Here is a 19195-nt window from a genome sequence, read left to right on the forward strand (position 1 = left end):
GACCGTCCTCAGGGAGCGAGGCTGGGGAGGGCGTCGATGCCGAAGCGGGAGCGCAGCGCCCGGCCGGCGGCGTACCAGCCACCGAGGCCGTGGACCCCGGGCCCCGGGGGCACGGAGGACGAGCACAGGTAGACCCCGGGGATGCCGCCGGAGAACGGGTCGAGCGCGGCGCGGGGACGGGCGAACATGCGCCAGAACGTGATCGCCCCGGCCGCGATGTCTCCGCCGACGTAGTTGGCGTTCTCGTCGCTCATCCGCGAGGCGGGCACGCAGCGCGAGGCGACGACGACGTCGCGGAAGCCGGGGGCGAACCGCTCTATCTCGGCCGTGATGTCCTCGGTGACGTCCCGCGGGGAGCCTGCGGGGACGTGCGCGTACGTCCACAGCGGGCGCAGCCCGCCGACGATCCGCTCAGGCACGGTGACGGCCGGGTCGCTCACGAGGACCATGGGGTGCTCGGCGTGCCGTCCGGCGCTGATCGCGGCCTCGGCCGCGACCATCTCGCCGCGCGTGCCACCGAGGTGGACGGTGCCGGCCCGGCCGACCTCGGGGTGGCGCCAGGGGACGGGGCCGGAGAGCACGAAGTCGACCTTCGCCGCGGCGTTGCCGTAGCGGAAGTCCTCGAAGGCGCTGCGGACCCGGGACGGCATCCGCTCGCCCCAGATCGCGGCGAGCGCGCGCGGCGTCGTGTCGAACAGGTAGGCCCGGGCCCGCGGCAGCTCACGCCACGTGGTCACCGGGGTGCCGGTCCGGATCTCGCCCCCGTGGGCGAGGAGGTCGGCCGCGAGGGCGTCGACGATCGCCTGCGAGCCGCCCACCGGCACGGGCCAGCCCGTCCCGTGCGCGAGGGACCCGAGGAGGAGGGCCACCCCGGCGGTGGCGAGGGTCGGCAGCGGCGAGATCGCGTGCGTGGCGACGCCGGTGAGCAGCGCGGGAGCCTCGGGGCCGGTGAAGCGCGCGTCCCAGGCGCGGGTGCCCTGCTCGAGCGCGCGCAGGGCGTACGCGACGGCGGTCCGCACGCCGGCGACGGAGCGCAGCTCGGCCGGGACGGACCTCTTGTCCCCGAGCGCGAGCGCCGTGACGGCCTCCGGCTCGGCAGCCAGGGGCGCCATGAGCGAGCGCCAGGCCGGGCCGTCGGCGCCGAGACTCTCGACGGTGCGCTCGAGGTCGCGGTAGGCGAGGCCGGCGCGGCCGCCGTCGAGCGGCTGGGCGTAGGAGAGGTCGGGGGTGCGGAGCTCGACGCCGCGGGCGGCGACGTCGAACTGGCGCAGGAAGGGGCTCGCGACCGCCATGGGGTGGACGGCGGAGCAGATGTCGTGGACGACGTCCGGGGCGAGCCCGAGCGCGTGCGTGCGGGCTCCCCCGCCGATCGTCGACTCCGCCTCGAGGACGAGGACGTCGAGCCCGGCCCTGGCCATCGTGACCGCGCCGGCGAGCCCGTTCGGGCCCGCCCCGACGACGACGACGTCCCGGGCCTCGCGGCTCATGCGTAGTCCGCGCGCAGGACGATCGCGATCTGGACGTTCTGCGTGGCGCTCGGCGCCTCGACGAGGTTCGTGATGCCGAGGATCTCCCCGATCGCCTCGGCGGTGGAGGCGAGGGAGCCGTCGCGGTAGTACAGCGTCGTCGTGTCCGGGGAGCCGGAGGCGTAGTCGGCGGCGACCGTGCTCCCGAAGCCGGCATCGACGAGCTCGGCAGCAGCGTCGCCGGCGAGGCCGGTGATGCCCGCGCCGTTGAGGACCGAGATCGACACCGACGTGTCGACATCCGCGTCAGGGGTCTCGGTCTCCTCCTCGGGCTCGGTCGTCTCCTCCGCCGGCTCGGGCTCGTCGGTGGCGGGGTCGGTGGGCTCGGGCTCAGCCGTGCCGCCGTCGGTCGCGCCGTCGGTCGGAGCCGGGGTGGCGCCGTCGTCCGTCGTGGCGGAAGCCGTTGCGACGGGGTCGTCACCGCCCTCGTTCGCGCCCGAGAGGAAGCTGACCGCCCCCCACGCGAGGAGCGGGACGAGGACGAGGACGAGGACGAACGGCAGGACCGCCGCCAGCGTCGAGCGCGGCGCGCGGTGCACCCCCTCCGGCCCGCGCTCGCGGCCGGCGACGTCGAACTCGTCCTCGGGGTACTGGGTGCTCACCCCAGCAGGCTAACCGCTGGGTGGCTACAGGGTGGAGCCGAGACGGCGGGCGGAGCGCTCGCGCTGACGCGCCTGGCGCATCCGGCGCAGCCGCTTGACGAGCATCGGGTCCGCAGCGAGGGCGGCCTCGGAGTCGATGAGGGCGTTGAGCACCTGGTAGTAGCGGGTGGCGCTCATGCCGAAGAGATCGCGCACGGCCGTCTCCTTGGCGCCGGCGTACTTCCACCACTGGCGCTCGAAGGCGAGGATCTCGCGCTCGGTGTCGCTCAGGGCGGCGGCGGCGTCGGCGGTACCAGCGTCGATCGCGTGCGCTGCGTCCATGTCTCCTCCACTGCTCCGGCGTGCCGGCCGATCGCCCGGCGCCCCGCCATGCTAAGGGACGAACGACACCGGTGTCATTCTCTGCGCGTGTCGTCGCCGCGCGCCGTGGGCCGCCAGGCGCCGGCCGCGCGCCGCCACGCCGCCAGGCGCCGGCCGGACGCAGGGCAGGGGACCCGGCCGCAGCCGCGCACCGGCAGGGGCCCGGCCGCAGCCGCGCCAAGAGGGGGCGGGGTACGGGCGGTAGCCTCGCCCCCGTGAGCCCGCCTCCGTCCACCGCCCGCACCCCGGCGGGCACGCCACCGGCCCCGCTGAGCGCGCTGGTCGATCCCGGCTGGGCCAAGGCCCTCGCCCCGGTCGAGCCGCAGGTCCACGCCATGGGCGACTTCCTCCGCGCGGAGGTGGCGGCCGGCCGGAGCTACCTGCCGGCGGGCGCGGACGTCCTGCGTGCCTTCACGACCCCGTTCACGGCCGTCCGGGTGCTCATCGTCGGGCAGGACCCGTACCCCACGCCGGGCCACGCCATGGGGCTCTCGTTCTCGGTCCAGCCGGACGTGCGTCCGCTGCCGCGCAGCCTCGTCAACATCGTCCGCGAGCTCGGGGACGACGTCGGCGCCCCGCCTCCGAGCACCGGTGACCTCTCCGCCTGGACCGAGCAGGGCGTCATGCTCCTCAACCGGGTCCTCACCGTCGCGCCCGGGGCCGCCGCCTCCCACCGGGGCAAGGGCTGGGAGGCGGTGACCGACCACGCCATCACCGCGCTCGTGGCGCGCGGCACCCCGCTCGTCGCCATCCTCTGGGGCCGCGACGCGCAGACCCTCACCCCGCTCCTCGGGACGACGCCGGTCGTGGCCTCCGCGCACCCGAGCCCTCTCTCGGCCTCACGCGGGTTCTTCGGCTCACGCCCGTTCTCCCGCGCCAACGCGCTCCTGCGCGAGCAGGGCGGCGAGCCCGTCGACTGGACCCTGCCCTAGGGGCGGCTCCCGCCCGACCTGGTCCGGCGCGGGCGCTGGTGGCACCATCGACCGGTGACCAACGAGAGCATCCCGCCCGCTCCTGCAGACGACGACGGCGCGCCGGCCCCCCGCTGGGGCCGCTACGTCGCGCTCGGTGACTCCTTCACCGAGGGCCTGTGGGACACCGACCCGGACGACCCCGAGCACACCCGCGGGTGGGCCGACCTCCTCGCGGGCACGCTCTCGGCCCGGCGCGTGGCCGCCGGCCGCGAGCCGCTGGAGTACGCCAACCTCGCCATCCGCGGGCGTCTCCTGGGCCGGATCGTCGACGAGCAGCTGCCGGTCGCGCTCGCCGCGCAGCCGGACCTCGTCTCCCTCGTCGGGGGCGGGAACGACATCCTCCGCCCCGGCGCCGACTCCGACGCCCTCGCCACCCGGCTCGAGACCGCCGTCGTGCGGCTGCGCGAGGCCGGGGTCGACGTCCTCATGGCCACCGGCATCGACCCGGCCGACTCCGCCGTCATCCGGCTCACCCGCTCGCGCGTGGCCGTCTTCAACTCGCACGTGTGGTCGATCGCCCACCGCCACGGCGCGCACGTCGTCGACCTGTGGGGCATGCGCTCCCTGCGGGACTGGCGCATGTGGGCCCCGGACCGGATCCACCTCACCACCGAGGGGCACGAGCGGGTGGCCCAGGCCGCGCTCGTCGCGCTCGGCCTCGCGCCGGACGACGCCGCGTGGGACGACCCGCTCACGCCCCTGCCGCCCGTCGCGCGCGCCGACCGGGTGCGCAGCGACGTCCGCTGGGTGCGCGAGTTCGCCTACCCCTGGGCGCAGCGGCGGCTCCGGCGCACGTCGTCGGGCGACGCGCGGGTGCCCAAGCGGCCGCAACCGCTCCCGCTCCCCGGCATGCGCGAGATCTGAGCGCAGCCCGACCGGTCGCGGGGCGACGCGTCAGCGCATCAGCCTTGCCAGGCCATCGTCGGTGGCGCCACCGTGGACGGCGCGCGCATCCAGGTCGCCGGCGCGCTGATGACCGTCTCGAGGGCGGCGACGGCGCCGCCGGTGACCGCGGGGAACGAGTCGTCACCCGCGGGGCGCAGGTGCACCTCCGCCCACGGCGAGGCGAGGACGCGCGTGCGCAGCTGCTCCTCGACCGGCGGCCGGAGGAGGTCGAACAGGGGCGCGAAGGACCCACCGAGGACGACGTCGTGGACGTCGAGGAGGTTGACCGCGCCCGACAGGGCGATCCCGAGGGCCCAGCCGGCGCGCTCGACGGCCTGGAGCGCCGGGGCGCTGCCGGCGAGGGCGGCGTCCGCGAGCTCGCCGGGTGTCGTCCCCGCCGGCAGGCCCGCCCGCTCGAGGAGCACGTCCCGCCCGGTGTACTGCTCGAGGCACCCGCGGGCGCCGCACCCGCAGCCAGGCCCGGCGGGGTCGACGAGCGTGTGCCCGATCTCCCCGGCCCAGCCCCGCATGCCCGCCGAGACGGCACCGTTGACGACGGTGGCAGCACCGACGCCGATCTCTCCGGAGACGTAGAAGAACGTCGAGGCGGGCTCCGGCCGTCCGGGCGCGCTGCGCGAGTGGGCGAACGCCGCGAGGTCCGCCTCGTTCCGCACGAGGAGCGACACCCCCTCCGGCATGGCTCCCTCCCCGAGGTACTCCTCGGGGTGGAGCTCGTCCCAGCCGAGGTTCGGCGCCCGCAGCAACCGTCCGGCGGCGGGGTCGACGAGGCCGGGCAGGGCGAGGTTGACCCCGGCGATGCGCGCGCCGTCCAGGGCGCCGCCCGTGCTCATGCCGCGGAGAAGGTCCCCCAGGCGGGCGAGGACCGGCCCGGGAGCGGAGTGCTCGAACCGCCCGTGGACGATGCTCTCGGTGAGCACGGCTCCCCGCAGGTCGACGGCGCGCCCCGCGAGGTACCCGCCGCTCACCTCGAGCCCGATGCCGACGATCGAACGTGCGGCGGGGGCGAGCGGGATGGCGGGGCGGCCCTGGCGTCCCTCGTGGGGAGACAGCTCGTCGAGGATGCGGGCCTCGACGAGCTCGCCCACGAGCCGGGACACCGTGGAGCGGGTCAGTCCGGTCGCCTCGGCGAGGCCGGCGCGAGAGAGCCGCTGCTCGCTGCGGAAGGCGTGGGCGGCCACGAGCGCGAGGTTCTGGGTGCGCAGGGACCCCTGGCTGTAGGCGGCACCGAGGGAGGGCGCCGCCTGGTCCTCGTCCGTTCGCCCGCTCACGTGCACGACCTTAGTGCTCCGTGCCGCCGGGGTGGACGAGCCCCCGCTGGCGGGGACCGGCGTCCCGCCCGGGCGGCTGCGCTCAGCCCGCCGGGCACGTGGCCCGCGCGAGCGCCACGGTCTCGGCCGCGGTGGGCACGGCGTCCTGGGCGCCGGGGCGGGTGACGGCGAGGGCGCCGGCGGCCACGGCCCGGCGCGACGCCACGAGGAGGGGCTCGCCGTCGGCCAGCGCCGCGGCGAGCACGCCGGAGAACGTGTCGCCGGCCCCCGTCGTGTCGACGGCGGCCACGCGGGGGCTGGGCGCCATGACCGGCACCCCGCCGCGCTCGGCGACGAGGCACCCCGCCGGCCCGAGCGTGATGACGACAGCCGGGACCCGGGCGAGCAGCGACGTCAGGGCGGTCTCCTGGCTGACCGCCCCCGTGAGGTCGCGCGCCTCGTGCTCGTTGACGAGGAGGACGTCGACGGCGTGCCACACCTCGTCGGGGAGGTCGCGCGAGGGTGCGGCGTTGAGCGCGAAGAGGGCACCGGGCCGGCGGGCGCGGGCGGCCGCGAGGACCGTCTCGAGCGGGATCTCGAGCTGGGCGAGGACGACGTCAGCCTCGCCCAGGCGTGCCCGGGCGGCGGCGTCGACGGCGACGTCGTCGTTGGCGCCGGGGGCGACGATGATCGTGTTCTCTCCGTCGGCGCTCACGCTGATGAGGGCCGTGCCGGTAGCGGCGTCGCTGCGCCGGACGAGGTCGGTGCGCACACCCGCTCGCTCGAGGGAGGCGAGCAGGAGGTCCGCGCCCTCGTCCCGGCCCACCGCTCCGAGGAAGCTCGTGCGCGCGCCGCCCGCCCGAGCCGCGGCGACGGCCTGGTTGGCACCCTTGCCGCCGGGGCTGCGGCGCAGGGCGCCCCCGAGGACCGTCTCCCCCGCCGCGGGGTGGCGCGGGACGTCGACGACGAGGTCGACGTTGGCGCTGCCGACGACGACGACGGTGCCGGTCATCGGGCGCGCTCCGGGACGGTCATGCCGCCTCCTCCACCACGAGGTCTCCTTCGCGAGCACGGCGCCTGCCTGGTCGGCGTGCACCGGCGGGGCGCCGAGGCGCGCCACCGCGGGCCCGGCGACGCCGCCACTGCCTGTCGGCTCACACTCCCACCGCCGCGGCGGGCTGTCGACCGCCCGGCCCGGTCCAGACGACGCCCGTCCGGGCCACTGACGGCGCCGTCGGGCCTACGTCGTCGGGCCGCGCGCGATGACCTGCTCGCAGGCGAGGAGCAGCACCCCCACGCTCCACGCGTGCGAGAGCCCGAGCACCATCCCCTTCGGCTGGAAGCACGCCGTCTGGTAGTACCGCTCGGTGATCATGCCGCGGTAGGCGTTGACGTCGCCGTCGGCCACGGGCAGGAGCTGGCGGAAGCACGCGAGCGTCTCCCGGGCGCGCTCGGCGTAGTGGTCGTCGCCGAGCGCGTCCGCGAGCGTGAGCAGCTCCTCGGTGCACACGAGGCCGTAGGCGTGCAGGTGCTGGTTGGACGGCGAGGCCTGGTCCGCGCCGCGCGAGGCGAACCCGTAGACGCCGAGCGGCGTGCGGGGCGGGAAGTCGACGTTGTACGTGTAACGGAAGGTGAGCATCCAGTCCGCCGCCCGGCGCGCGAGGTCGAGCCAGCGGCGTGCTCCCGTCCGCCGGTGGAGCGCGACGTAGGCCATGACCGCCGCGTACCCGTCCTCCGACGTCGGCGCGAGGCCGACGTCCTCGGGTGCGCCGTGGATGAGCTCCGCCTCGACGAACCGCGCGTAGTACTCCCCCGCCCGCTGCGCCGCGGCGAGGTAGCGGCCGTCGTCGTCGAGGGCGTGCGCCTCGGCGAAGGCCGCGACCCACGTGAGCCCGGCCGTGCCCTCCCACGCGAGCACCTCACCCGTGCGCGCGTGGTGGATGGCGCCGAGGTTGCCGTCGGGCCGCTGCCGGCGGACGAGCGCGTCGAGGTTCGAGCGGGCGACCGCGCGCCACCGGGTGCAGCGGGCGTCGTCGTCCTCGTCCGCGTCGAGGTACCCGCCCGGTGGACCCGCGCCCGCTCCCGTGCCGCGACCGCTCCCAGCGCCCCCGGCCAGGTCGAGGGCACGCAGGAGGAAGAGCGTGGCCTCCCCCAGCGTGCGCGCGTGGAGCCCGGCCGGCAGGGGGCTCCAGCTCGCGCGCCACCCGTGCTCGCGGTACCAGACGCCCCAGAACGTGCCCGACGGCGAGAGCTCGGAGCAGACGAAGTCGATGACGGCGCGGGCGGCCACGACCTCGTCGCGCCGCCCGGTCCGGAGCCCGTGCGCGAGGAGCGCGTACGCCCAGGGGACGCCCGAGACCCAGCCGACGTGCATCGCCTGCCGGTCGACGGCGCGCCCGTCCTGCCCGCCGATGCCCCGGTCGAAGCCGACCGTCTCGAGCAGCACGCCGGGGTCCGGGTCGTAGTGCCAGCGCAGGAGCCCCTCGGCGGCGATGTCGGCGGCCTCGCTCACGCTCACCCACGGCTCCACCGGGTCGCTCGCGCGCGCGGCCTCGGCGACCGCACGGAGGACGGGGGCGTAGGCGTGCCGATCGGTGCCGACGTCGTGGAGGGCCGCGGTGAGCGTCGCCTCCTCGCCCGGCTCCCAGCGGTGCCCGGCCGTGACGGGCGGGAGGGCGTCGGCCGAGCCGTCGTACGAGACGGGCGTCTCGCGGAAGGGGTAGCTCAGCCACACGCTCGCCGTCCGGTCGGCGTGGGCGAAGCCGACGCCCGTCAGGCCGACGGCGCTCGTCTCGCCCGTGCGGAGCGCGATGCCGCCCGCGCCGCCCCAGACGAAGACGGCCGGCGTGGCGGCCCGGTCCGCCCGGAACTCCCACGTCGGGCTCGTCATGCCGGCCGGGTCGTCGGCGTCGACGCCGAAGCGCGGGAAGGGGCGGTCGTTGCCCGCCGGGCGGTTCTCGCCGTAGAAGAGGCCGGGGATGAGCCACTCCGGCGCGTCGACGCCCGGGAGGTCGACGCGCAGCCGGACCGTCGCCTCGAGCGGGGTTCCCGCGACGCACGCGACGTCGAGCCGCACGGCCCGGCCACCCCCGCCACCCCCGAGGCGCTCGCCCGGCGAGAGGACGACCCGGACACGCAACCCACCCGTCTCCCCCACCCACCCGCCGTCGTGATTCTCGCCCGCACCCTCAACGCCCGCCGCGCCGCCCCGCACCCCAACGTGATCATGCAGAAGTGCCGGGCCACCTTTCCCGGCACCACCCTCGCGCGCGGGCTGAGGACGGGGATCACGGTCGGTCCCGTCGCAGGCGTCGACGTCCGCGGCACCGAACGCGGCGGGACGGACCGAGCCCGCCTGCACTTCTGCATGATCACGACAGGGGAGGGCGGAGCGGCGATCGCGGGCAGGGGACGCCGCGGGGGAGCGCCCCGGGACCAGCGGCACCGTCTGCACTTCTGCATGGGCACCGGGGAGGAGGACCTCCACCGAGAGGCAGGCCCCTCCGACGTCGATGCCGCCGTCAGCCATCGGCGGGCAGCTCCCCCTGCTCAGGGGCGAGCCGCTCGGCCGGCTCCGTCGCGTCCGACGCCGGGTGGTCGTCCGCCTGCTCGCTCGCCCGGAGCTTGAGCGGCCCCTGGCGCAGCGGCTCGACGTGCAGCTCGGCTGGCGCGCGCTCTCGCGCGACCCCGCCGCTCGTCGTCCCTCCGTCCGGCGTGCCCGTCGCGCGCGCCCCCGCCGCTCCCGCGTCCGGCGCTTCCGCCACCGGCGCCTCCGGCGCTCCGGCCGCCCCCTGCCCACGCGGCCGGTCGGGCTCGCCCTCGAGCGGCCACTCGACGAGGTCGACCTCGCGTACCGGCTCCGCCGGGTCCGCCGGCACGCGGAACGTCCGCACCTGGCTCGCGCCGAAGTCGGTCTCGAGCGCACGCCCGGCCACCGGGAGGTCGAGCCGCGCCCGCGCCGGTCGCCCGGTCGTCTCGACGGCCCGCACGACGAGGTCGGGCCCGTGCACGCCGTCGTCCTCGCTGCCCTTGACGGCGGTGATCATGACCTGCCCGCCGTCGTCGGCTGCGAAGCTGAGCCGGTCCGGGAGCGGACCCGCGTGGAAGCTCTCGAGCATCGCCCGCACGGGCGAGCCCAGCTCGGCGGAGCGCCGCGCCAGGCCCGCCTCGCGCCAGGCGCCGCCGTGCGGCACGAGCAGGTAGCGGAAGGTCTGCACGCCCTGGTCCTGGTAGGCGTACAGGCCGTCGGGGTCGAGCTCGCGCGGGTCGTGCCAGGAGTAGACGGGGCTGCGCACGGCGGTCATGCCGATGCTCGGCGCCTCCCCCGGCGAGACGTCGAAGGCGTGCTTGGCGTCGTTGACGACGGCGAGGCCGGCACGCCTGCCACCGACGGTCCCGCTCAGGTCGACCCACGTCTGGGCGGGCTCCTCCGCGCCGTCGACCGGGCGCTCGATCGCGCCGAAGGGGATCTCGTACGTCGCGCGCGGGTCCGCGAGCGCCGTCGGGAACCGGATCTTGAGCAGGTGCGCCTTCTCCCGCCAGTCGATGGTCACGCGCACCTCGAGCGCGTCGGAGTCGTGCCCGAGGACGAGCTCCTCCGTCAGCGTCGAGCGGCCCCACTCCCGCTCGACGCGCAGGCGCGCCCGCAGCGGCCCCTCCTCCCGCAGGAGCACGCGCCGCACGCGCATCTCCTCCCCCGGCCAGGCGTAGGAGACGACGCGGTGGCCCCACGTGTCCGTCGGGTCCTCGCACACCTGGGTGTGCGGCCCGCGCCTCCTGGCGGCGGCACCCGCCTCGTCACCGGCGCCCTCCGCCGCGCCGTCGCGGACCCCGCGGCCCGCGCCCGCCCCGCCGACGACGTCGATGCCGGTCCGCTTGTCGAGCAGCGAGCTGAGCCACCCGGTGCCCGGGTCCACCTCGACGCGCAGGTGGTCGTTCTCCAGCACGGTCCCGCTCGCACGCAGCGCGCCCGGTGCCGCCGTGCTCCACGGGGTGCCGGCCGGCGCCGGGCCCCCGCGCAGCCGGTAGAGCCGGTACCCGAGAGCGGGCACCTCCGCCTGGAAGGCCGTCGCGCCGCGGCCCTTGTCGCTCGTCGTCGCCGTCGACTGGATCCGCTGGGACGGGGTCTGGGCGCCGTCGCCGTCGACGACGTGCACGCCCGTCGGCTGCACGCCGTACTGCAGCTCGACGGCGGTCGTCACCGGCCACGGGTGGGGGTTGAAGACGAGGACCGGCTGCGTCGACTCCTCGAGGGGGACCGCGACGTGGGAGGCGATGACGTTGTGCGTGCGGGTGATGATCCGCTTCGAGATGGCGACGGCCTCGCCGAGCTGGTCGCGGGCGTCGTCGTAGGCGGACTCGATCGCCGAACCCGGCATGACGTCGTGGAACTGGTTGAACAGCACCTGCTTCCACGCCCGGCCGAGGTCCGCGCGGGGGTAGTCCAGCCCGCCCGCGAGCGCCCCCACCGCCGCCCAGCGCTCGGCGGACAGGACGGCGGCCTGCGCCCGACGCTGCCACGCCTTGATGCCCGAGTGCGCGGAGTAGCAGCCCGGCGCGTGGTGCTGGAGATCGTCACGCCAGACGGGCAGCTCGGCCATCCCGGCCGGTCCGCGCCGGGCGGCCAGCTCGTCGAAGAAGCGCCGCGGTGACGACATCGTCATCCTCCCGAACGTGCCCATGCGGTCGTAGCGGTAGATGGAGTCGATGTTCGCCCGCGTGGGCCCGCCCCCGTGGTTGCCGACGCCGTAGAAGACCATCGCGTCGGTGCGCGGGTCACCGACCTGCCCCAGCGCCTTCTCCGTCTGCCCGGACACCTCACCGGGGGAGCTGCAGTACTCGTAAGGGATCCGGTAGCCGAGCACGCGGGAGCCGTCCGGGGCCTGCCACCAGAACATCGTCGCGGCGAGCGTGGTCTCGTGCGGGCCGGGGCGCAGGAAGCAGTAGGAGTCCATTCCCTGCCCGCGCAGGATCTGCGGGAGCATCGCGTTGTGGCCGAACGGGTCGACGTTCATCCCCACCGTGGCGTGCACGCCGAACTTCTCGTCGAGGTAGCGCTGGCCGTACAGCCCCTGGCGCACGAACGACTCCCCGGTGGGCATGTTGCAGTCAGGCTCCACCCACCACCCGCCGGCGACCTGCCAGCGCCCCTCGGCGACCCGCGCGCGGATCCGCGCGAACAGCTCCGGGTCGGACTCCTCCACCCACGACAGGAGGACCACCTGGTCGCTCGTGAAGACGAAGTCCGGGTACTCCTCCATCCGGTGGATCGCGGACCAGAACGTCGCCCGCGCCTCCTGGTAGCCCTCCTGCCAGGGCCACAGCCACACCGGGTCGAGGTGGGCGTGGCCCACCATGTGCAGGGTGCGGTCCGGCGTCGCGACGGGGCGCTCGTGCCGGTCGAGTCCGGGTGGTTGCGCGCCGGACGGGGCGTTCGCGACCGGCGCGCGCGGGTCCGGCGTCGACCTGTCCACAGACCCTCCCAGCGCCGCGCTGCGCGTGTGACATCGTTCCCACACGATCCTAGGGAGCGGCCCCCGGAGAGGTCAACGCCCACCCGGGCGGGCGGCCGCGGGCGCTCGCCGCCCCCTGGCCCGCGCCGCCGGTAATGTAGGTCAGCGCTCACGGCGAGCGGTGCCCACCTCGGTGGTCGTCACCTCCCCGAGGCACGGCCAGCTCGACGACTGCGAAGGACCGCGTGATCATGCCCGGAACCGGTGACCCGCTCAGCACCTCGGCAGCGGAGGGGGCCGGGTCTGTCTCCGTGCTCGTCTCCCCGCAGCGCGTGCGGATGACGATGTGCGGGCAGGTCGACGCGAGCATGAACGCCGAGCTCGCCGAGGCTGTCCGCGTCGCCAAGGGCCACGCCTCGCCCGTCGAGGTCGACACCCGCGCCGTCACGTTCATGGACTCCACGGTCATCGCGCTCATCGCCCACCTGGCGAACCGCCACCCCCACCCGGTGCAGTTCATCAACCCGCCGGACCTCGTGCGCTTCCTCCTCGAGGTGACCCACATCGAGGAGATCGTCGAGATCCTCGAGGCGGACGGGTCCGTGGCGGTCGACGCCCGGGGCACCGCGCCGGACGCCCCGACGCGCAGCGCCTGACGCCCGACCGGAGCGCCGCCGGGCGCGGTGACGGCCCACCCCGACGGCGCGGTCGCGACGGCCCTGGCCGACCGGGCGCTACCCCGTCGGGCGCAGCCGCAGCGTGACGACCTGGAAGGGCCGCAGCGTCAGCTCGAGCCGGTCGCCCTCCCCGGCGAGCGGGGCGAGCGCCGCGATCTCGTCGTCCTCGCGCTCGAGGAGGTCGCACACCCACGCCCGGTCGACGGCGAACCCCGCCTCCACGCGCGTGCGTGCCCGGCCGCCGAGCGACTCGTACAGCCGCACGACGACGTCGCCGGAGCGGTCGTCGGCAAGCTTGACGGACTCGACGACGACGGCCGGCGAGCTCACCGTGACGAGCGGCGCGACCGGGCCGGCGCCGGTCCGCCGGCGCACGGGGAGGTTGGCCCAGTACCCCTCGCGGACGGCGTCGGCGACCGCGGCGCCGACGACGAGGGAGTACGCGAGCCGGTGGTGCCCCTGGTCGGTCTGCGGGTCGGGGTAGCGGGGCGCGCGCAGGAGGGAGAGCCGGACCGTCGTGGGGCCCGCGCCGTGGGCGTCCCCCGGCCCGGCGCGGGTGACGTCGTGGCCGTACGTCGAGTCGTTGACGAGGGCGACGCCGTATCCCGGCTCGGCGACGTGGACCCAGCGGTGGGCGCAGACCTCGAACCTCGCGGCGTCCCACGAGGTGTTCGTGTGCGTGGGCCGGTGGACGTGACCGAACTGGATCTCCGCCGTCGAGCGCTCCGCGTGGACGTCGAGGGGGAACGCGACCTTGAGGAGCGTCTCGCTCTCGTGCCAGTCGACGTCGGCCACCATCTCGACCACCCGGGAGCCGGCGGCCAGGGCGAGGGTCTGCACGTACGTGGACGCGCCGTCGGCGCGGCGGACGCGCACGACGGGCCGGGCGGCGTCGGAGCGGTCGACCTCGACCGCGAGCGCCGTGGTGAGGTCGCGCCGGCGACGGCGGTAGAACTCGTCGACGTCCCACGCGTCGAAGCGGTTGGGGGTGTCGGGGTGGAGCTGGAGGACGTTGGCCGCGGCGCCCGGGGCGAGCACCTCGCGGCCCGCGGCGAGGTCCCGGACGCCGGTGAGCGTGCCGTCGGGTCCCACCCGCACGCGCACGAGCCCGTTGTCGAGGACGGTCCCGCCGTCGTCCTCGGTGACCTCGACGGCGACGCCCGTGCGGTCCGGGACGACGCCCCAGCGGGTCTGCCCGGGCCGTCCCCCGCCGGCCGGGGACGGGCCGCCGTCGAGCGGCTCGCCATCCGCCACCGCCGCGCCGAGCGCCGGCACGCCCGCCCGCTCGTGCGGCGCCGCGTTGAAGGCGAGCGGCTCCGTGCCGGGGCCCGCGAGCGCACCGAGCGCGCCGTCGATGATCTCCTCGAGCCCGGCAGCGAGCCGGGCGTAGGTCCCCCGCGCCTCGCGGTGGACCCAGGCGATGGAGCTGCCCGGCAGGATGTCGTGGAACTGGAGGAGGAGCGTCTCCTCCCACGCGCGGTCGAACCGCTCGTACGGGTACGCGTGCCCGCCGCGCACCGCCGCCGTCGCGGCCCACAGCTCGGCCTCGCGCAGGAGGTGCTCGGTGCGCCGGTTCCCGCGCTTCATCTCGTGCTGACTGGTGTACGTGCCACGGTGGAGCTCGAGGTACATCTCCCCCGACCACACCGGCGCGTCGGGGTACTCCTCCTCGGCCGCGGCGAAGAACGCCGCGGGTGTCTCGATCCGCACCCGCGGGGAGCCCTCGAGGTCGGCCAGCCGGTGGGCCGTCTCGACGATCTCCCGCGTGGGTCCGCCCCCGCCGTCGCCGTAGCCGAACGGCAGGAGCGAGCGGGTGGACCGGCCGTGCTCGGCGAAGTTCTCCACGCCGTGGGCGAGCTCGCGGGCGGTGAGCTCGGCGCTGTACGTGTCCGCCGGCGGGAAGTGGGTGAAGACTCGCGTGCCGTCGATGCCCTCCCACCAGAACGTGTGGTGGGGGAAGGGGTTCGTGGCGTTCCACGACATCTTCTGGGAGAGGAACCACCGGAAGCCCGCGAGGCGCGCGAGCTGGGGCAGCGCCCCGGAGTAGCCGAAGGAGTCGGGCAGCCAGACCTCGCGCGGCTCGGCACCGAGCTCGTCGGCGAAGAAGCGCTTGCCGCGCGTGAACTGGCGGACCGTCGCCTCACCGCCGGGCATGTTCGTGTCCGACTCCACCCACATCCCGCCGACCGGGAGGAACTGGCCGGTGGCGACCTTCTCCCGCACGCGCGCCCAGACGTGCGGGTGGTGGTCGCGCATCCACGCGTACTGCTGGGCGGAGGAGCACGCGAAGACGAGGTCGGGGTAGTCCTCGGCGAGCGCGACGACGTTGGAGAACGTCCGCGCGCACTTGCGGATCGTCTCGCGCACCGGCCACAGCCAGGCGGAGTCGATGTGGGCGTGCCCGACGCCGGAGACGCGGTGCGCGCTGGCGGCGGCGGGCGCGGCGAGCACGGGCGCGAGCCGCGCCCGGGCGGCGCCCGCCCCGCCGACGACGTCCGCGACGTCGAGCCCGTCGAGCATGTCCTCGAGCGCGCGCCGGATCTCGTGCCGCCGCGGGTCGGCCTCGCCCAGCTCCAGCGCGAGCCCGTGGAGCACCCGGACGTCGAGGACGAGGGCGTGGACCTCCTCCTCGAGGACGGCGAGCTCGGCCTGGTCGAGACGGTAGAGCGGCGTCCGCGGGGCGGTGTCGAGGTCCCCGAGGGCGGATTCCGCGGTGCCCGGGAACCGCGGGTTCGCGGCGGCCTCGACGTAGACGTCGACGCGCTCGCCGCCGCGCGCCGCCCGCGCGACCGGCACGTACGCCGTCCGCGGCTCGATCCCCTTGATCGGCACGCCGTCGGGGGTGTACGCGAGCCCCTCGGAACGGAAGCCGGGGCCGGAGCGCTCGAACCCGAGGTCGACGAGCAGCTCGACGCGGCGCCCCCGCATCGCCGCGGGGACCTCACCGGTGAGGTGGAACCACGTCGTGCCCCACGGCCGCCCCCACGGCTGCCCGACGGCGAACGGCGTGTACGGCAGCGCGGCCGCCTCGGCGAACGGGACGGGCTCACCGGGCAGGTCGACGGCGCTCACCTCCACCGGGGCCGTCGCGCTGTAGACGGCCGGCACGAGGCGCTCGGTGAGCGTCCGCTCGATCCGCTGGGTGAGGTCGTACAGGGTCCGGTGCATGAGCCACTCCGTCGTCGGCAGGCCGGTCGCCGCTCCCGCGTGAGCGTGTGGGAACGTACCCATACGCAACCACGTGCTTCTCGGAGAGGTCAACGGCCCCGGCGGGAGAGCAGCGCCCGGCGGACGGTCCGCCGCACCGGGGCCGCGTCTCAGCCCGCGGGCGGCGCCACCGAGCCGCGCTCGACGACGTGCGCCGGGACGACGACCGTCCGCACCGGCGCGTCGGGCTCGGCGAGGCGGTCGAGGAGCACGTCCACCGCCGTCCGGCCGAGCTCGAGGACGTCCTGCGCGACGGCGGTGATGCCCGGCGTGACCATGGACATCCACGGCGCGTCGTCGAACGAGACGAGGCTGAGGTCGCGCGGGACGTCGAGGGCGAGGTCGGCCGCGGCGCGCCACACGCCCTCGGCGAGGAGGTTGTTGGCGGCGAAGACCGCTGTCGGCCGCCCGGGGCCGGCGAGCATCCGCGCCGCGGTCAACCGCGCGGCACCGACGTCCCACCCGGCGGAGACGACGAGGTCGGGGTCGAGCGGAAGGTGGGCGTCGGCGAGCGCGCGCCGGTAGCCGGCGTAGCGGTCCCGGCCCGTGGTCCACAGCGTCTCGTCGATGAAGAGGGCGATCCGGCGGTGGCCCTCCTCGATGAGCTGGGCCGTCACGCGGTGGGCGCCGGCGGCGTTGTCGACCACGACGGCGTCGGAGGCGCCCTCGGCGAACTGCCGGTCCACCTCCACGACCGGGATGCGGTGCTCCCGCAGGTACGCCCCGGTCCCGGCGGTCGTCGGGGTGGCGATGACGCCGGCGACGCGCAGCTGGACGAACGCCTGCGCGGGCGTCGTGCCGTCCTCCCCCGTCGCGGCGTCGTCGGTGAGCATGACGGTGTAGCCGCGACGGCGGGCCTGCTGCGTCGCGCCGGCCGCGAGCTCGGCGTAGAAGGAGTTCGTCAGGTCCGAGACGAGGAGCCCGAGGGAGCTCGTCTGGCGGCGGCGCAGGTGCTGGGCGGCGGCGTTGGGGACGTAGCCCATCGCGCGGGCGGCCTCTTCGACCCGCAGGCGCACGCCCGCGGCGACGTAGCCGTTGCCGGTGAGCGCGCGCGAGGCGGTCGAGCGGGAGACGGCGGCGGCCTCGGCGACGTCCTTGATCGTCGCGCGGCGTGTCGGCATGGCCGCGTCACCTGTCTCATGAGCTGTCGTCCCGGTCACGGGAGGCCCGGCCTACCGGACGCCGGCGTCATCGTATCGGCGCCCGTCGCCCGGGCCCCCCGCGCGCCCGCCGGCGTCACCGACCCGGCCGGCGGCGTCACCGGCCGGGTCGACGGCCTCGCCCGCCGGGTCGACGAGATCTCTCGCCGCCGCAGCCCCCGCTCCGTCACTGGCACCGCCAGCCTCACCCCTCGAGCCAGCACCGGCGCCCGCTCTCGGCGCTGCGTGGACGTCGACGAGCGCCTCGGCGTGCTGACCGAGCGCGAGGTCGCCGATCGTGACGTCGACGGCGCAGCGGGCGCGCCGCTGCTCGTGCAGCGCCGGCTGGACGACGAACGTCACGGTGCCGGTCTCCCCCGGCCCGAGGTCGCGGCGAGCGAGGGGCGGCTCCGCCGTCCAGCCCTCGGGCAGGGCGAGGTGGAGCACCGCCTGCGCGGGTCGGGCGTGCGGGTTGCGCACCGTGGCCGTCAGCTCGACCCGCTCCCCCGCCAGCGGGTGGGAGCGGTAGGGCGTGAGCCGTGCGAGGACCCCGGACGCCCCGGCGTCGACGTCCTCGAGGGGGAGCAGCTCGCGGTGGATCCGCGCGACCTCCTCCCCGGCCGCGCCGAGCATGTCGAGGTAGCCGTCCTCCACCCAGCGCGGCTCCCAGTGCCCGCTCACCATGAGCCCGGGTGCGACCCGCTGGTAGAGGGCGGCGCTGTCGACGTAGTCGTCGATCCGGAAGAGGTTGCGGTACTGATAGTTGAGGATCTCCCGCCGCTGGTTGGCCACGCCCTGGCCGTCCTGCTGGTCGCCGGTGACGAGCACCCGGTGCCCGTCGACCTCGAGCTCGAACGCCGCGGCGTACAGGGTGTGGCCGGGCAGCTCGTGCACCGTGATCTCGTACTCGCGCCACCGGACCGTCTCCCCGAGCGCGAGCTCGCGGTCCACCGGGATGGGGTCGTACCACTGGCAGGGCAGGTCGTGGTGCATGGGGTTGGCGAGGATCGGCGCGACGTTCTCGGGGGCCCACACCTGCGTCCCCTCGACGTCGCGCAGGAGGTTGAGGCCGGCCACGTGGTCGTCGTGGAAGTGGGTGGGGATCGCCACCTCGATGTCGGTGACCCCGAACCCGCCCCGCAGCGCGTCGAGGGAGGCGAGCCACGGCCGGCGGGAGGCGCGGTCGCGCCCGGCCGGCAGGCCCGTCGTCATGTCGTAGCCGTAGTCGATGAGCAGCGCGGCGCCGCTGTCCGAGAGCAGGACGTAGCCGCACGAGACGCTCGAGCGGTTGATGAGCAGGTGCGGCGTCAGTCGCGCGTACGGGTGGACGAGCCGCGTCTCGAGGTCCCAGGGGTGGTTCCGCCGGGAGTTGACGTAGGCCTGCATGCGCTCGGCGAGGAGCGCGAGCGCGCCGTCGGCGTCGTCCATCGGCTCGCCGTGGGAGGGCAGCAGCACGTCGATGCCCTCGCGGAGCAGGAGGTAGCAGGACAGGACCACCATGGCTGCCCCCTCGCTCTCGGTGTACGTCCACTGAGTGGCGGCGAGCGACCACACCTTGCCGGGGGCGTAGATGAGGTCGCCGGAGAACGCGAGCCGCCGGCCGCCGCGGTCGAGGACGTAGGTGACCGAGCCGGTCGTGTGCCCGGGCGTGGGGCGCACGCCGAGCTCGACGCCGCCGTAGCGGCCGACCCGGTACTCGGGGACGAGCCCCGCGACCGGCACGGGCTCGAGGAGGGAGAACCGGTCCTCGCGGAGGTTGTAGTCGTTGATGATCGGGCGCGTCGCCCACATGTCGTCGACCCGCTCGAAGAGGTCGCGCTCGACCGGCGGGACGTGGATCTCGATGCCGGCCGCGACCGCGCGCGGCAGGCCCTGTGCCTGGTCACGGTGGTGGTGGGTCATGACGACGTGGGTGAGCCGGTCGATCCCCATCTCCGCGAGGTGGTCGAGGACGGCGCCGGAGCCGAAGTCGATCGCGACGCCGGTGCGGGCGCCCTCGGCCCGCACGACGTAGACGTTGCAGGTGTCCCGCACCCGGAAGACCCCTGGCGCGACCTCGCGCACTGTGCCGGTCATCGAACCATGGTATCGATCCCACAGGGGCG

General features: G+C 75.8%; 13 protein-coding genes. 3 read left to right on the forward strand and 10 right to left on the reverse strand.

Going from position 1 to position 19195, the window contains the following annotated elements; translation table 11 throughout:
- Positions 1-8: 8 nt before the first annotated feature.
- Genes V2J63_RS06300 through V2J63_RS06310 form a run of 3 tightly spaced genes read right to left on the reverse strand, consistent with a single transcriptional unit; the run spans position 9 to position 2449 of the window.
- Positions 9-1487: a phytoene desaturase family protein gene (locus tag V2J63_RS06300; RefSeq protein WP_331230164.1), complete on the reverse strand. Its 1479-nt coding sequence runs from the start codon at positions 1485-1487 to the stop codon at positions 9-11.
- Positions 1484-2128: a LytR C-terminal domain-containing protein gene (locus V2J63_RS06305; protein ID WP_331230165.1), complete on the reverse strand. Its 645-nt coding sequence runs from the start codon at positions 2126-2128 to the stop codon at positions 1484-1486. The genes V2J63_RS06300 and V2J63_RS06305 overlap by 4 nt, the downstream gene beginning before the upstream one ends.
- A 24-nt stretch (positions 2129-2152) precedes the next feature.
- Positions 2153-2449, reverse strand: a complete 297-nt coding sequence (locus tag V2J63_RS06310; RefSeq protein WP_331230166.1) for a DUF3263 domain-containing protein — start codon at positions 2447-2449, stop codon at positions 2153-2155.
- 308 nt (positions 2450-2757) lie between these two features.
- Between V2J63_RS06310 and V2J63_RS06315 the strand changes: the two genes are divergently transcribed.
- Together V2J63_RS06315 and V2J63_RS06320 are read left to right on the forward strand one after the other, a co-directional pair.
- A complete protein-coding gene (locus tag V2J63_RS06315) occupies positions 2758-3420 on the forward strand; it encodes a uracil-DNA glycosylase (protein ID WP_491062059.1) in 663 nt (220 codons plus the stop codon).
- Positions 3421-3474: 54 nt separating this feature from the next.
- The gene (locus tag V2J63_RS06320; RefSeq protein WP_331230168.1) at positions 3475-4326 is read left to right on the forward strand and encodes an SGNH/GDSL hydrolase family protein; all 852 of its coding nucleotides are present in this window, start codon (positions 3475-3477) and stop codon (positions 4324-4326) included.
- A gap of 38 nt (positions 4327-4364) precedes the next feature.
- On the opposite strand, the gene V2J63_RS06325 is transcribed toward V2J63_RS06320, so the two are convergent.
- The 4 genes from V2J63_RS06325 to V2J63_RS06340 form a co-directional block, all read right to left on the reverse strand.
- Positions 4365-5636, reverse strand: coding sequence for an ROK family transcriptional regulator (locus V2J63_RS06325; RefSeq protein WP_331230169.1), 1272 nt, complete (start codon positions 5634-5636; stop codon positions 4365-4367).
- 82 nt (positions 5637-5718) lie between these two features.
- Positions 5719-6627 (reverse strand): ribokinase, encoded by a 909-nt coding sequence (locus V2J63_RS06330; RefSeq protein ID WP_331230170.1) that lies wholly within the window; start codon positions 6625-6627, stop codon positions 5719-5721.
- 228 nt (positions 6628-6855) lie between these two features.
- Positions 6856-8772 (reverse strand): YyaL domain-containing protein, encoded by a 1917-nt coding sequence (locus V2J63_RS06335; RefSeq protein WP_331230171.1) that lies wholly within the window; start codon positions 8770-8772, stop codon positions 6856-6858.
- A 364-nt stretch (positions 8773-9136) separates the two neighbouring features.
- On the reverse strand, positions 9137-12088 hold the full coding sequence (locus V2J63_RS06340; RefSeq protein WP_331230172.1) for an alpha-mannosidase: 2952 nt from the start codon (positions 12086-12088) through the stop codon (positions 9137-9139).
- A gap of 230 nt (positions 12089-12318) precedes the next feature.
- Here V2J63_RS06340 and V2J63_RS06345 point away from each other — a divergent pair, with 230 nt between their 5' ends.
- Positions 12319-12723, forward strand: coding sequence for an STAS domain-containing protein (locus V2J63_RS06345; RefSeq protein ID WP_331230173.1), 405 nt, complete (start codon positions 12319-12321; stop codon positions 12721-12723).
- Between the two features lie 78 nt (positions 12724-12801).
- Here V2J63_RS06345 and V2J63_RS06350 read toward each other — a convergent pair whose 3' ends face one another.
- From V2J63_RS06350 to V2J63_RS06360, 3 genes are all read right to left on the reverse strand, one after another.
- Positions 12802-15912, reverse strand: a complete 3111-nt coding sequence (locus tag V2J63_RS06350) for an alpha-mannosidase (protein ID WP_331230174.1) — start codon at positions 15910-15912, stop codon at positions 12802-12804.
- A 149-nt stretch (positions 15913-16061) separates the two neighbouring features.
- Complete coding sequence (locus tag V2J63_RS06355) at positions 16062-17072, reverse strand: LacI family DNA-binding transcriptional regulator (protein ID WP_331230175.1); 1011 nt, start codon at positions 17070-17072, stop codon at positions 16062-16064.
- A 51-nt stretch (positions 17073-17123) separates the two neighbouring features.
- Positions 17124-19166 (reverse strand): MBL fold metallo-hydrolase, encoded by a 2043-nt coding sequence (locus tag V2J63_RS06360; RefSeq protein WP_331230176.1) that lies wholly within the window; start codon positions 19164-19166, stop codon positions 17124-17126.
- Between the last annotated feature and the right edge of the window lie 29 nt (positions 19167-19195).

It is taken from the genome of Georgenia wangjunii, assembly GCF_036421975.1.
Taxonomy (GTDB): domain Bacteria; phylum Actinomycetota; class Actinomycetes; order Actinomycetales; family Actinomycetaceae; genus Georgenia_A; species Georgenia_A wangjunii.

What these genes read in the sequence shown, in the direction of transcription:
- V2J63_RS06345 (WP_331230173.1), top strand. Translation starts at nt 12,319, where the DNA reads ATGCCCGGAACCGGTGACCCGCTCAGCACCTCGGCAGCGGAGGGGGCC.
- V2J63_RS06360 (WP_331230176.1), bottom strand. Translation starts at nt 19,166, where the DNA reads ATGACCGGCACAGTGCGCGAGGTCGCGCCAGGGGTCTTCCGGGTGCGG.
- V2J63_RS06350 (WP_331230174.1), bottom strand. Translation starts at nt 15,912, where the DNA reads ATGCACCGGACCCTGTACGACCTCACCCAGCGGATCGAGCGGACGCTC.
- V2J63_RS06300 (WP_331230164.1), bottom strand. Translation starts at nt 1,487, where the DNA reads ATGAGCCGCGAGGCCCGGGACGTCGTCGTCGTCGGGGCGGGCCCGAAC.
- V2J63_RS06330 (WP_331230170.1), bottom strand. Translation starts at nt 6,627, where the DNA reads ATGACCGGCACCGTCGTCGTCGTCGGCAGCGCCAACGTCGACCTCGTC.
- V2J63_RS06310 (WP_331230166.1), bottom strand. Translation starts at nt 2,449, where the DNA reads ATGGACGCAGCGCACGCGATCGACGCTGGTACCGCCGACGCCGCCGCC.
- V2J63_RS06355 (WP_331230175.1), bottom strand. Translation starts at nt 17,072, where the DNA reads ATGCCGACACGCCGCGCGACGATCAAGGACGTCGCCGAGGCCGCCGCC.